The following is a 13,300-nucleotide window of genomic DNA, read 5'->3' as shown; positions in this document are numbered from 1 at the left end:
CCGGTGAATGCGTCGTTAAAAGGTGCTAACTTGGAAAAAGTATTAGTAAGTGCCTGCCTGCTGGGAAAACGGGTCAGGTATGATGGAGGAAGCCTCGCTCTGACGGACCAGATTGTCGAGCGTTGGTTATCTGACGGTCGCATCGTCTCCGTCTGTCCCGAAGTCGAGGCCGGGATGAGCATACCTCGCAAGCCGGCGGAAATTGTCGCAGGCGATGGTGAGCAAGTGCTGAGTGGTAAAGCCGGGGTTGTCGAAAAAGGCGGGGTAGAGGTGACCGGAGAGTTTATCACCGGCGCCCATGTGGCCCTGGAGTTGTGCCATCGATTCCAAATCAAGGTCGCCGTGCTGGCCGAGTTCAGCCCTTCCTGTGGAAGCTCGGCCATCTATGACGGGAGTTTCTCGGGCAAGAAGGTCCCCGGTATGGGAGTGACGGTGGCCTTGCTACGCCGACATGGGGTGCGGGTGTTTAGCCAATATGAAGTGGCCGATGCCGACAAGGCGATTCGCGCGATAAGCGAGTGAGAGTGAAAGCATGCAATATCAGGGGATGATCGAGGTGGAGTCATGAGAGTAGTTAGGGGCAGGGAGTTTGTGGCGGATCGCGCCTGGGGCGCCGAGGATATTGCCTCGATGAATGGTGTTTCCACACGCCTGCATTGGACCGATCAACCATACAAGTGGCATGTGAACGATGGCGAAGAGGTCTTCGTGGTGCTGGATGGCAAGGTGGAAATGTTCTTCCGGGAAAACGGTGAGGAAGCGTCGGTGACCCTGGGCGTCGGGGATGTTTTCTATGCCTCTGTCGGCACCGAGCATGTAGCCTACCCGATGGGTGAGGCCAGGGTATTGGTGGTGGAGAAAGAAGGCAGCGTATAAATTACATAATCGATATACGCTCGGCCAGGCTTTTCCCCGATAAGGCGCCAGATAATTTATAGTTAGCTATTGCAGGAAGCATTATGATCGTCGTCTATGGAATCAAGGAGTATCTCAATCCGGTCAAGGCCCGGCTGTCCGAGGTGATTCACGGCTGCATGGGGGCGGTTCTTGGCATGCCGGAGGACAAGCGTGCGCACCGTTTTATACCGATGGATGCCGAGGATTTCTATTACCCGGGTGGCAGGACGCCCGCGTATACGGTCATCGAGATCAATATGATGCAGGGGCGTACCCCGGAGACGCAGAAGGCACTGATCAAGGCGCTGTTCAGAGAGATCGAGTCGGAGCTGGGTATTTCCCCCGTGGATATCGAAGTGACGATCAAGGAGCAGCCGGCGCACTGCTGGGGCTTTCGCGGCATGACCGGGGATGAGGCACGGGATCTCAAGTATTCGGTTAAGGTGTAATACCTTTAATGCAATGTTGGCTTAGTGAGATAAGAGATGAATGTTGAGAGTGCAGGGAAGCAGGACTATCTAACGCTGATAGAAATCTGGGAGGCTTCGGTCAGGGCCACACACGGCTTCCTGGCGGAGGAAGACTTGCAGGAGCTTAAGCCGCTTATCCTTGATCAGTATTTAGATGTCGTCGAGCTGATGTGTTTCAAGAATGACGAGGGCGAGATATTGGGCTTCTGCGGTGTCCATGATGGAAATATCGAGATGCTGTTTGTCTCGCCGGAAGCCCGCGGGAAAGGCGTCGGTTCACTGTTGGCGCAATATGCCATCGAGGCCCAGGGTGCGACGCGGGTCGATGTCAATGAACAGAACCACCAGGCCCTGGGGTTTTATCGGCATATCGGGTTTTCGGTAACGGGGCGCTCACCACTCGATGGCCAGGGCAAGCCGTATCCTCTGCTGCATATGGAATTGTCGGAAGCTTGACTGTATTTATCTTCTACGCCTCCGCAGAAGGTTGGGGCCGGTCTGATATATCACAGCACAACCTGGGTAGATGAGGAATATAGGCCTGATCTTGGCCGGTTTGCTAGGCTGGAATTGGGGAATATGCAATGTGAGACCTGCCCCCGTGACTTGGAGGTTCCGATGAAGAAGACACCAATCAATGTCAGCCCAGCCCTCAGACAAGCAGTGGGCGATATGAGAGCGAAAGCCTTGCCACAGCTTGTTGGCCTGATCATGCGCTTTAACGAAGATGATCGGACGATCCGCGATCTATGGTCGGAAGGGGCGGGCCAGAACAAACACAAGCACAACCCGCACGGGACCGATCGCCTTCAGGCCTATCGTCGCGTCAATGATAACGATCCCACTGCCGGCGAGCGGGCCGCGAATAAGGTGGTCGACGCGGCGGGTTACCATGCGGAAGAACTGTTTATTATCTGCTGGGACGCCCTGCTCCGGGGGGCCGAACTGCGAGAAGATCAGATCGACACAGTCGATTTGATCTTGTCCAAGAGCCCATGCCACGGCGCCAGCGCGTCGTCGGCAATGAAACTGCAGGGAATCAACGAGTACTTCCCGATCGGGTGCGCATCCAAGCTGGCATCGTTCGTGACGAGTAAGGACCAAGGCATCGAGTGGCGCATTGCCTTCCTTGCGCTGGCTGGCTCAGACGCGCCGGACTACATGCCGATCGGCGGTTCTGGCGTGGATCGTCTGATGAGCGCACGCGAGCGCGAAATCGCTGAGGCTGCATTGAGCCAGGTTCGGTTCCGCGACGACGGCGCACCGACCAGGCTGCAACAGGCAGCTGCCCATGAACAAAGCGCGCAGAGGCTTCAGGACCAGGCAGGAGAGCTGCATGGTAGGGAAAGGGGAGATGCGTTCGGGCAGGCGAAAAGCGAGCGGCAACGAGCCAGGACGATCCGGAGTGAGGTGGACCGGGAGGTCCAGGAGAAGTTCAGAAACGCCCGTACCCAGTCCGTCGCCCAGGCTCAGAGTGGCATTGCGATACTGGATCGCCTGCCGAACGTTGATGTGAGGCGCTGGCAGTCCTGACAGCGGTCCGCACCGGTGAGGCACAAATGGCCGTGATACCCCGGCTGTCACGGTAAAAAGGGGCGCGTGAAGCCGGATACAGACTATGTAGTTATTGATTTATTGTTTCGTGAGTATTGTTATTATCTATATTCCCTGTGGTTTTATTTTGATCGCTTGTTTGAAAGTGTCTGTATGTTGAGCGTTGCGATTAACTATCAGCCCTGGGTGATCAATCGCCGGGGACTCGGCAGTTGGCTCGATTAGGAGACGTCGCAGCTAAATGATAGCACTCCAGGCCAAGAGGCATGCTGGGGCTCGGTCGAGGCGGCCCTCAAGCATGGCAAGCTCCCAAATCGGTGAATTTTTGGCCAGCCCCCGAGACGGGTGGCGGGAAAAGCTGGATAATAGCAGGTTACGCGCCCTCGGGGCCCGCCGACATTCATAGATCCGGTGCTTTGTCAATGGAAATCAAGGTCAATTATCTCGATAACCTCCGGCTGGAGGCGAAGTTCGACGACTTCACCGTCATCTCCGACCAGCCGATCCGCTACAAGGGCGACGGCTCGGCCCCGGGGCCCTTCGACTACTTCCTGGCGTCGTCGGCGATGTGCGCGGCCTATTTCGTCAAGGTCTACTGCAATGCGCGGGATATCCCTACCGAGAATATCCGCCTGGCGCACAACAATATCGTCGACCCGGAGAATCGCTACAAGCAGATCTTCAAGATCCAGATCGAGCTGCCGGAGTCCATTTCCGACAAGGATCGCGAGGGCATCCTGCGCTCCATCGACCGTTGCACCGTGAAGAAGGTGGTGCAGACCGGTCCGGAATTCCAGCTCGAGGTGGTGGAGAACCTGGACGAAGATGCCCAGGCCCTGCTGCTGGGCAAGCCGCCGGGTGATGCGAAAGGCGAGGGCAGCACCTGGATCGAGGGCAAGGATCTGCCGCTGGAGCAGACCATCGCCAATATGACCACCATCCTCGCCGATCTCGGCATGAAGATCGAGATCGCCTCCTGGCGCAATATCGTGCCCCATGTGTGGTCGCTGCATATCCGCGATGCCGCCTCGCCGATGTGCTTTACCAACGGCAAGGGCGCCACCAAGGAGAGCGCGCTGTGCTCGGCGCTGGGCGAATTTATCGAGCGCCTGAGCTGCAACTTCTTCTATAACGATCAGTTCTTCGGCGAGGAGATCGCCAATAGCGACTTCGTTCACTACCCCAACGAGCGGTGGTTCCAGCCGGGGCCGAACGACGAGCTACCGGAGGCGATCCTCGACGACTACACCCGCGAGATCTACGACCCGGACGGCGAGCTGCGCGGCTCGCACCTGATCGACACCAACTCCGGCAAGGCGGAGCGGGGCATCGTCTCGCTGCCCTTCGTGCGCCAGTCGGATGGCGAGACGGTCTACTTCCCCTCCAACCTGATCGAGAACCTCTACCTCAGCAACGGCATGAGCGCCGGCAACACCCTGCCCGAGGCCCAGGTGCAGTGTCTCTCGGAGATCTTCGAACGGGCGGTGAAGCGCCAGATCATTGAGGAGGAGATCGCCCTGCCGGACGTGCCCCTGGAGGTGCTGAAGCAGTACCCGGCGATCCTCGAGGGGATCGAGGCGCTGGAGGCGCAGGGCTTCCCGGTGCTGGTCAAGGATGCCTCGCTCGGCGGCCAGTTCCCGGTGATGTGCGTGACCCTGATGAACCCCAAGACCGGCGGGGTCTTCGCCTCCTTCGGGGCCCACCCGAGCTTCGAGGTGGCCCTCGAGCGCAGCCTCACCGAGCTGCTGCAGGGCCGCAGTTTCGAGGGGCTGAACGATTTCATGCCGCCGACCTTCAGCTCCCTGGCGGTGACCGAGCCCAATAACTTCGTCGAGCATTTCATCGACTCCTCCGGGGTGATCTCCTGGCGCTTCTTCAGCAGCAAGGCGGACGTGGAGTTCGTCGAGTGGGACTTCTCGGGCAGCAACGAGGAGGAGGCCGCCGGCCTCTTCGGCATCCTCGAGGAGCTGGGCAAGGAGGCCTACATGGCCGTCCATGAGGACCTGGGTGCGCCGGTGTGCCGCATCCTGGTACCGGATTTCTCCGAGGTCTATCCGGTGGAGGACCTGATCTGGGACAACACCAACAAGGCGCTCGAGTACCGGGAGGATATCCTCAATCTCCACCGCCTGAACGACGACCAGTTGGCCGGCCTGCTGGAGCGCCTGGAGGAGAGCCAGCTCGACGAGCACATCGATATCATCACCCTGATCGGTATCGAGTTCGACGAGAATACCGTCTGGGGGCAGCTGACCATCCTCGAGCTGAAGCTGCTGATCAACCTGGCGCTGGGCCAGCACGAGGAGGCCCTGGAGCGGGTCGAGATGTTCCAGCAGTTCAACGACAACACCGTCGAGCGTGGGCTCTTCTACCAGGCGGTGAGCGCGGTGCTGGAGATCGTCCTGGATGACGAGCTGGAGCTCGACGACTTCCTCTACAACCTGCGCCGCATGTTCGGCGAGGCGACCATGGAGGCGGTGGTCGGCTCGGTGAACGGCAGTGTGCGCTTCCACGGCCTGACCCCCACCAGCATGGAGCTGGAGGGCCTGGAGAAGCACCAGCGGCTGATCGAGAGCTACAAGAAGCTGCACGCCCACCGTGCCGCCAGGGCAGGGGTGGCGGGGTAAGTCACTCAGGCATCACAGCGCACACACAGCGCCCCGGGCCAGCTCACCTGGCCCGGGGCGCTGCGTTTTGGCGTACCGGCCGACTGTTTTTCCCACTCTTCCTGGGATGTCGAGATCGAAGAGTCTCGTTCGACTACTGTTCGTGTATTGCCCCCGTTCAGGAGATCACGATGAGTCAGCTACGCGTGTCATGCTTCGGCCTGTCGCTCGATGGGTTTGCCGCCGGCCCGGAGCAGAGCCTGGAGCACCCGATGGGCCTCAACGGCCTGGAGAATCAGGATTGGCAGTTTGTGACCAAGACTTTTCAGCAAGGCGTGCTGGGTAGGGAGGACGGTGAGGTCGGGATAGATGACGACTTGGTGGCCCGCGGCTTCGAGAACGTCGGCGCCTGGATCATGGGTCGCAACATGTTCGGTCCCGTGCGCGGTCCCTGGCAGGACGAGGAGTGGAAGGGGTGGTGGGGGGACACCCCGCCGTTTCACACGCCGGCCTTCGTGCTGACGCATCATGCTCGCGACCCCATCGAGATGGCCGGCGGCACGACGTTTCACTTCGTCACGGAAGGCATCCATGCGGCCCTGGCGCGCGCCCGCGAAGCCGCCGGGGACAGGGATGTGCGCCTCGGCGGCGGGGTGGCCACGATTCAACAGTACTTGCAGGCACGATTGGTCGACGAACTCCATCTTGCCATCGCGCCTGTTCTGCTCGGCGCGGGGGAGCGCCTGTTCGCCGGTATCGACATGCGTGCCCTCGGCTATCGGTGCGTGGAAAGGGTGGCTACCGACAGGGCCACTCATGTCGTCCTCAGAAGGAGCGCCGAATGACCGACCTGATCCTCGCCACCTTCGATTGGGTCCCCGAGATGCCGCGCGGCTATGTGCGTGACTTACGAGTGCGCTGGGCGCTGGAAGAGGCCGGCTTGCCCTATCGCGTCGAGAGCGTGCCGTTTCGCACTCGGGGTGTCGAGCATTTCTCTCACCAACCCTTCGGGCAGGTACCGTGGTTGACCGATGGCGACCTCTCGATCTTCGAGAGCGGTGCGATCCTGCTGCATCTGGGCGAGCGCAGTGATGCGCTGATGCCTGCCGATCCGCGCAGTCGCAGCGAGGTTATCGAGTGGTTGTTCGCGGCGCTCAACTCGGTCGAGATGGCGAGCCTGCCTTGGGCCCTGTTCATGTTCACTGGCGATACCCAGGAGACGCCAGGACGGAAAAGCCTGGACAAGTTCCTGGCGTCCCGGCTCCAGCACCTGGAATCAGTCCTGGCTGGACGCGAATGGCTGGCCGGCGGCTTTTCCATCGCCGATATTGCCATGGCGGATGTGCTGCGCCTTGTCGATCGGTTCGACGGGCTGGTGGACTACCCGGCCTGCCGAGACTATGTCGCGCGTGCCACGATTCGCCCGTCCTTCGTGAAGGCACACGCCGACCAGATGGCGCATTTCGCCGCGGCGGACTGAGGGCGCTCGACGCGGCCGGCCGGTACCAGCATCAAGGTTGCCGCCCCCTACTAGACGGGCACTTTGCTTACGATCAGCGCCGCATTGACCCCACCGAAGCCGAAGCCGTTGCACAGCACGTGCCGGGTGGGCTGTTCGCGCGCCGTGCCCACCACGAAGTCCAGGTCTTGCAGGTCCTCGTCGACCCGTTCCAGGTTCAGGGTCGGGGGCAGGCGGTCGTGCATCACCGAAAGGGCGGAGAAGATGCTCTCCACGCCGCCGGCGGCACCGAGCAGATGGCCGGTGGCCGACTTGGTGGCGGAGATCGGGATGCCGGCCAGGGCGTCGCCGAAGGCGTTGCGCAGGGCGGCGATCTCGGCACGGTCGCCGACCGGCGTCGAGGTGGCATGGGCATTGATGTGGTCGATCGTCTCGGGAGACAGCCCCGCCATCTTGAGCGCCGCGCGAACGGCCGCCGCGGCACCCGCGCCGTCTTCCGGGCCGGCGGTGATGTGGTGGGCGTCGGCGCTGGTGCCATAGCCGCTGAGAACGGCCAGGGGTGTCGCCCCGCGGGCCTCGGCGTGGGCCAGGGTTTCGATCACCAACAGCCCCGCGCCTTCCCCCATGACGAAGCCATTGCGTGCCTGGTCGAAGGGGCGCGACGCTCTGGCCGGGTCGTCCTGCTCGGTGGAGAGTGCCTTCATGGCGTGGAAGCTGGCCAGCGAGAGCGGGTCGATACAGGCCTCGGCGCCGCCTACCAGGGCCACCTCGGCCTCGCCGCTGCGGATTAGGCGCATGCCATCGCCGATGGCTTGGAGGCCGGCCGCACAGGCGGTCACCGGGCACCCCAGTGGTCCCCGAAAGCCATGGCGAATCGACACATTGCCCGCCGCCAGGTTGGCCAGGAAGGCCGGTACGGTGAACGGGGAGAGCCGGCGATAGCCGCGTGTCATCAGGGTGGTCTGCGCCTGGGTGATAGTGGGGAAGCCGCCGATACCGGAGCCCACAATGGTGGCGGTGGCCAGTCGGTCCGCATCGCTGGTCGGGAACCAGTCGGCCTGGGTTAGCGCCTCCTCGGCGGCGGCCATGGCGTAGAGGCTGAACAGCTCCATCTTGCGACGCTCCTTGGCGTCGACCACCCGGTCCGGGTCGAGGCCGGCGTCGGGGTCGTCGGCAAGGTCGGGCACCGAGCCGGCGACCTTGATCGGCAGGTCGCCGGTATCGAAGCGGGTGATCGGGGAGAGGCCGGAGCGGCCGGCGAGGAGGCGTTCCCAGCCCGCCTTGACGCCGCAACCGAGGGGGCTGATCATGCCCATGCCGGTGATAACGAGCGGTGATTGCATGGTAATGTCCTGAACAGCTTGGGGGTTATGCCACGCTAGCACCGGGCTTGATATGATCAAGGTAATATTCAGCGGGGGAGTGTGAGGTCGCCATGCCCTACTCGGCAAACCACAAGGCGAGATCCCGGGAGCGCATCCTCAAGTCGGCGATCGAGCTGTTCAGTCGCCAAGGCTTCGAGAGGGTCTCCATCGGGCAGATCATGAAGTTGGCGAAGCTGACCCACGGGGCCTTCTACGCGCACTTTGCCTCGAAGGAAGCGCTCTATCATGCCTCGGTGCGGGAAACCCTGGAGAGCAGCCGCGCGGCCAGGCTGGTCAAGGGCCCTCTATCAGTGCAGCACCTGACGGAGCTGGTCGCCAACTGCTGGAACCTTCAGGAGCTGGAACGCAAGCACGAGCCGGGACCGGAGACGGTGCTGTTCAACGAGATCGGCAACGAGAATGCCGAGGTGCGCACGCTGTTCGAAGCCTCTTACCTGCGCATGAAGAAGATGCTGGAGACCCGCCTTATCGCGCTGGGCCGCTTGAAGAAACTGCCCTTCGAGCCCGACCGCGAGGTCATCGCCGAGAAGTCTCGCGCCATTCTCGCCTCGCTGGTGGGTGCCGTGGCCATTGCCAAGAGCCTGCCCAGCGAGCAGGAGCGTCAGTACATCCTCGACGCCGCCCAGCGCAACATCCTGCAGATGCTCGGCGTCAACAAGAGCGAGCCGGAAGGCATGCCGGGCACCGCGTAGCGCGCTGTTCCTTCGTGTCGCCGAGTTGCCCAACGAGCCCCCGAGCCAGTCGCCTGGCTCGGGGGCTCGTCGTTTTGCCGTGTGATTACTTGGCCGCCAGCGCCACGCCCACCTTGGAGCGGTTGGGGCGGCCGATGGTCTGGGTGATCCAGGAGCCCGTTTCGGCGAGCTTGTCGAGGTCGATGCCGGTCTCGATGCCCAGGCCGTTAAGCAGGTAGACCACGTCCTCGCTGGCGACGTTGCCCGACGCCCCCTTGGCATAGGGACAGCCGCCGAGGCCCGCCACCGAGCTGTCGATTACCGCCACGCCTTCCTCCAGCACGGCGTAGAGGTTGGCCAGGGCCTGGCCATAGGTGTCGTGGAAGTGGGCGGCGAGCTTCGCCATGGGGACCTCGCGGCTCACCGCCTCGAGCATACGCTTGGCCTTCAAGGGCGTGCCGACGCCGATGGTGTCGCCCAGCGAGATCTCGTAGCAGCCCATCTCGAGCAGCGCCTTGCTGACCTCGGCGACCTTGGCGGGGGCGATCTCGCCCTCGTAGGGGCAGCCGAGCACGCAGGAGACGTAGCCGCGCACCCGTACATTGGCCTCTTGGGCGCGGGCCAGCACCGGGGCGAAGCGCTCCAGCGACTCGGCCACCGAGCAGTTGATGTTCTTCCGGGAGAAGGCCTCGGAAGCCGCGCCGAACACCGCGACCTCCTCGACGCCGCACTCCAGTGCGGCCTCCAGCCCCTTGAGGTTGGGGGTCAGCGCCGAGTAGACGATGCCGGGGCGGCGGGTGAGGCCCGCCATCACCTCCCGGTGGTCGGCCATCTGCGGCACCCACTTGGGGGAGACGAAGCTGGCCGCCTCGATATGGGTCAGGCCCGCCGCGCCGAGGCGGTCGATCAGTTCCAGCTTGGTGGCCGTGGCGATGGGCTCGGCCTCGTTCTGGAGGCCGTCCCGGGGGCCGACCTCGACCAGGCGCACCTGCTTGGGAAATGCCATGTGGATTCTCCAGTTCTCCCGATTTATGGGGCGCCTGCGGCGCCCTTCGCCCGCTGAAGCGGGCTCCTACCACCCCGGTGGCGGCCAGCATCCCGTGGGAACTCGGGGCGCCGGACCGCCGCGCTCCCACAAGACCCGTGGTCACCCAGGCTACTGTGGGAGTCCGGGTTCCCCGGACGATTGGCGCCGCCAGGCGCCCTGGTGGTGTTGCCAAGATCGCCCTTCGGATGAAATCGCCAAGGGCGACTTCGTCGCCCAATCGCGCGGAATCCGCGCTCCCACAGGGCTGCCTAAGCTGATTCTCGGCGCTCGGCGCTCGGCGCGGCGTCACTCCTGCGCGGCGAATTCGAGCAGCACATCGCCCTGGCCGACGGTGTCGCCGGCGGCGAAGTGGAAGCTCTCCACCTGGCCGTCGGCGGGGGCGGTCAGGGTGTGCTCCATCTTCATCGCTTCCATCACCATCAGCGGCATGCCTTTCTCCACCGCCTGGCCGGGCTCCACCAGCAGCGCCACCACGGTGCCGTGCATGGGCGCGGTGAGGGTCGATTCCGCCTCGTGGTGGCCGTGGTCGATGCCGTCGATGCGCCGCCAGTGCAGGCGGGTCTCGCCCTGGGGGTCGGCCATCACCACCAGGCTGTTGTCCACCAGGCGGGCCTGGAGGCGGCGGCGGTGGCCGTTCAGGGTCACCGCCACGGCGTCGCCGGCCAGGCGTTCGAGGCGCGCGCTGAGGGTCTGGTCGCCGATGCTCAGCTGCCAGGCGTCGGCGTCGCTCTCGCGGCGACCTTCCACCACCACTGGGCTGACCTCGCTGTCGTGGGCATCGGCGGGGTCGCCGAGCGCGAGCCGGATGGTATGCGGGGCGTTGAGGCGGAAGCCGTCGTGGCGATCCCAGGGCGAGCGGCTCTCGCACTCCCGGGCCAGCTGGTCGAGGCCGATCAGGGCGGCGCCGGCGTAGTCCTCCGCCCGGTAGGGCTGCGGGGCGAAGAGGCTGGCTTCGTGCTTCTCGATAAAGCGGGTGTCCAGCTCGCAGGCCTTGAAGGCCGGGTGGCCGGCCAGGCGTTGCAGGAAGCCGCGGTTGGTGACCACGCCCTGCACGTCCAGCGCCGCCAGGGCCCGGTTGAGGGTGGCCAGGGCCTGGTCGCGGTTAGCGCCATGGACGATCAGCTTGGCGAGCATGGGGTCGTAGTGCATGGAGACCTCGTCACCGCTCTCCACGCAGCTGTCCAGGCGCACCTTGTCCGAGCCCTTTTGTGAAGAGCCGAGCCCGGCACCGGCGAGGTCCAGGGCGAAGCGCTCCAGGCGCCCGGTGGCGGGCAGGAAGTCCTGGGCCGGGTCCTCGGCGTAGAGGCGTGCCTCGAAGCTATGGCCGGTAATGGTCAGCTCGTCCTGGGCGAGCGGCAGGCGCTCACCCATGGCCACCCGCAGCTGCCACTCGACCAGGTCCTGGCCGGTGATCATCTCGGTGACCGGGTGCTCCACCTGGAGGCGGGTGTTCATCTCCATAAAGTAGAAGGCGCCATCCTGACCTTGTGAAAAGTCCAGCAGGAACTCCACGGTGCCCGCGCCCACATAGCCGATCTCCTTGGCGGCGCGTACCGCGGCCTCGCCCATCTCGCGGCGCAGTTCGCCGGTCATGCCCGGCGCCGGGGCCTCCTCCAGCACCTTCTGGTGGCGGCGCTGCACCGAGCAGTCCCGCTCGAAGAGGTAGACGGCGCCGCCGTGGCTGTCGCAGAACACCTGCACCTCCACGTGGCGGGGCTGGGTCAGGTACTTCTCGATCAGCATGCGGTCATCATCGAAGGCGGCGCGGGACTCGCGGCGGCAGCCGTCGAGGGCGGCCTGGAAGTCGGCGCTGGACTCCACCACCCGCATGCCCTTGCCGCCGCCGCCGGCGCTGGCCTTGAGCAGCACCGGGTAGCCGATCTTGTCGGCCTCGGCCCTGAGCAGGGCGTCGTCCTGGTCGGCGCCGTGGTAGCCGGGCACCAGGGGCACGCCGGCGGCCTGCATGCGCGCCTTGGCGGCGGACTTGTCGCCCATGGCGGCGATGGCTGAGGCGGGGGGGCCGACGAAGGTGATGCCGGCCTTGTCGAGCGCCTCGACGAAGGGACCGTTCTCGGAGAGGAAGCCGTAGCCGGGGTGAATGGCGCCGGCGCCGGTGCGCCGCGCCGCCTCGATCACCGCCTCGACCTTGAGGTAGCTGTCGCGGGCGGCGGCGGGGCCCAGGCGCACGGCCTCGTCGGCCTCGCGGACATGGCGGGCATTGGCGTCGGCATCGGAGTAGACGGCCACGGTGCGCAGGCCCATGGCGCGGGCGGTGCGCATCACCCGGCAGGCGATCTCGCCGCGGTTGGCCACGAGCAGGGTATCGAAGCGAGAGAGGCTCATGAGGCGTTGTCCTTGTTGGGCGTCCAGCGCGGGGCGCGCTTGTCGAAGAAGCTGGCCAGGCCCTCCTGGCCTTCGGGGCTGACGCGAAGCTCGCTGATCACCCGGCAGGTGTGCTCGCGGGTGGCCTCAGAGTCGGGCTCCCGGGCCACCACGCCGAGCAGCGCCTTGGTGGCACGCTGGGCCTGGGGCGAGCCGGCCAGCAGGGTATCGAGCATGGCGGTCACGGCGGCATCGAGCGACTCGTGCGCCACCACCCGATGGGCCAGACCCAGGTCCAGGGCGGTGGCGGCATCCATGACCTCGGCGGTCAGGGCGTAGCGGCGCATCTGGCGGGGGCCGAGGGCGCGCTGCACATAGGGGCTGATCACCGCCGGCGACAGGCCGATCTTGACCTCGGAGAGGCAGAACCTGGCCTTCTCGGAGGCGATCACGATATCGCAGCAGGCGGCCAGGCCCACCGCCCCCCCAAAGGTGGCCCCCTGCACCCGGCAGACAGTAGGGCAGGGCAGGGTGTCCAGATCGTGCATCAGCCGGGCCAGGTGGCGGGAGTCGGCCAGGTTGCCCTCGAAGTCGTACTCGACCATGCGTTTCATCCAGCCGAGGTCGGCGCCGGCGGAGAAGCTCTTGCCCTCGGAGCCCAGCACCACCACCCGCACCTCGCCGCGGGTGGCGGCCTCGTGCAGGTGCGCCAGGTGGGCGTTGAGTTCCCGGATCAGGCCGTCGTCGAAGGCGTTATGTACCGCGGGCCGCTCCAGCGTCAGCCAGGCCACGCCGCGGGCATCGAGGGTCAGGCGGGAGAAGGATGTCTCTGACATAGCGATAGTCTCTGCATTGTTCCCGTAGGAGCCGGATTTATCCGGCGATCCG

Annotated in this window: 13 protein-coding genes; 9 read left to right on the top strand and 4 right to left on the bottom strand. The window is 64.5% G+C overall.

Annotated features, from left to right (window positions below):
• Positions 1–30 precede the first annotated feature (30 nt).
• The 8 genes from ACQ1W9_RS11725 (at position 31) to ACQ1W9_RS11690 (ending at position 7,007) form a co-directional block, all read left to right on the top strand.
• On the top strand, positions 31–522 hold the full coding sequence (locus tag ACQ1W9_RS11725) for a DUF523 domain-containing protein (RefSeq protein WP_431023539.1): 492 nt from the start codon (positions 31–33) through the stop codon (positions 520–522).
• Positions 523–564: 42 nt separating this feature from the next.
• The gene (locus ACQ1W9_RS11720; RefSeq protein WP_431023538.1) at positions 565–876 is read left to right on the top strand and encodes a cupin domain-containing protein; all 312 of its coding nucleotides are present in this window, start codon (positions 565–567) and stop codon (positions 874–876) included.
• An 83-nt stretch (positions 877–959) separates the two neighbouring features.
• Positions 960–1,346, top strand: coding sequence for a tautomerase family protein (locus tag ACQ1W9_RS11715; RefSeq protein WP_431023537.1), 387 nt, complete (start codon positions 960–962; stop codon positions 1,344–1,346).
• Positions 1,347–1,382: 36 nt separating this feature from the next.
• Complete coding sequence (locus ACQ1W9_RS11710; RefSeq protein ID WP_431023536.1) at positions 1,383–1,823, top strand: acetyltransferase; 441 nt, start codon at positions 1,383–1,385, stop codon at positions 1,821–1,823.
• Between the two features lie 162 nt (positions 1,824–1,985).
• Positions 1,986–2,900 (top strand): hypothetical protein, encoded by a 915-nt coding sequence (locus ACQ1W9_RS11705; RefSeq protein ID WP_431023535.1) that lies wholly within the window; start codon positions 1,986–1,988, stop codon positions 2,898–2,900.
• A gap of 443 nt (positions 2,901–3,343) precedes the next feature.
• Positions 3,344–5,548 (top strand): OsmC domain/YcaO domain-containing protein, encoded by a 2,205-nt coding sequence (locus ACQ1W9_RS11700; RefSeq protein WP_431023534.1) that lies wholly within the window; start codon positions 3,344–3,346, stop codon positions 5,546–5,548.
• 170 nt (positions 5,549–5,718) lie between these two features.
• Positions 5,719–6,372, top strand: a complete 654-nt coding sequence (locus ACQ1W9_RS11695; protein ID WP_431023533.1) for a dihydrofolate reductase family protein — start codon at positions 5,719–5,721, stop codon at positions 6,370–6,372.
• A complete protein-coding gene (locus ACQ1W9_RS11690) occupies positions 6,369–7,007 on the top strand; it encodes a glutathione S-transferase family protein (RefSeq protein ID WP_431023532.1) in 639 nt (212 codons plus the stop codon). The genes ACQ1W9_RS11695 and ACQ1W9_RS11690 overlap by 4 nt, the downstream gene beginning before the upstream one ends.
• A gap of 50 nt (positions 7,008–7,057) precedes the next feature.
• On the opposite strand, the gene fabF is transcribed toward ACQ1W9_RS11690, so the two are convergent.
• Entirely contained in the window at positions 7,058–8,329 is a 1,272-nt protein-coding gene (gene fabF, locus ACQ1W9_RS11685) for a beta-ketoacyl-ACP synthase II (protein WP_431023531.1), read from the bottom strand.
• Positions 8,330–8,421: 92 nt separating this feature from the next.
• On the opposite strand from fabF, the gene ACQ1W9_RS11680 reads away from it, so the two are divergent.
• Positions 8,422–9,063, top strand: coding sequence for a TetR/AcrR family transcriptional regulator (locus ACQ1W9_RS11680; RefSeq protein WP_431023530.1), 642 nt, complete (start codon positions 8,422–8,424; stop codon positions 9,061–9,063).
• Between the two features lie 85 nt (positions 9,064–9,148).
• Here ACQ1W9_RS11680 and ACQ1W9_RS11675 read toward each other — a convergent pair whose 3' ends face one another.
• The 3 genes from ACQ1W9_RS11675 to ACQ1W9_RS11665 all read right to left on the bottom strand — a co-directional run bounded on the left by ACQ1W9_RS11675 (position 9,149) and on the right by ACQ1W9_RS11665 (position 13,248).
• Positions 9,149–10,048, bottom strand: coding sequence for a hydroxymethylglutaryl-CoA lyase (locus ACQ1W9_RS11675; RefSeq protein WP_431023529.1), 900 nt, complete (start codon positions 10,046–10,048; stop codon positions 9,149–9,151).
• A 327-nt stretch (positions 10,049–10,375) separates the two neighbouring features.
• On the bottom strand, positions 10,376–12,433 hold the full coding sequence (locus ACQ1W9_RS11670; RefSeq protein ID WP_431023528.1) for an acetyl/propionyl/methylcrotonyl-CoA carboxylase subunit alpha: 2,058 nt from the start codon (positions 12,431–12,433) through the stop codon (positions 10,376–10,378).
• On the bottom strand, positions 12,430–13,248 hold the full coding sequence (locus ACQ1W9_RS11665) for an enoyl-CoA hydratase-related protein (protein ID WP_431023527.1): 819 nt from the start codon (positions 13,246–13,248) through the stop codon (positions 12,430–12,432). Before ACQ1W9_RS11665 ends, ACQ1W9_RS11670 begins: the two co-directional genes overlap by 4 nt.
• Between the last annotated feature and the right edge of the window lie 52 nt (positions 13,249–13,300).

This window comes from Halomonas sp. H5 (genome assembly GCF_050613175.1).
GTDB classification, from domain to species: Bacteria; Pseudomonadota; Gammaproteobacteria; order Pseudomonadales; family Halomonadaceae; genus Bisbaumannia; species Bisbaumannia salifodinae.
The sequence above is the reverse complement of the archived record's forward strand: the minus strand, read 5'-3'. Positions and strand labels throughout refer to the sequence as shown.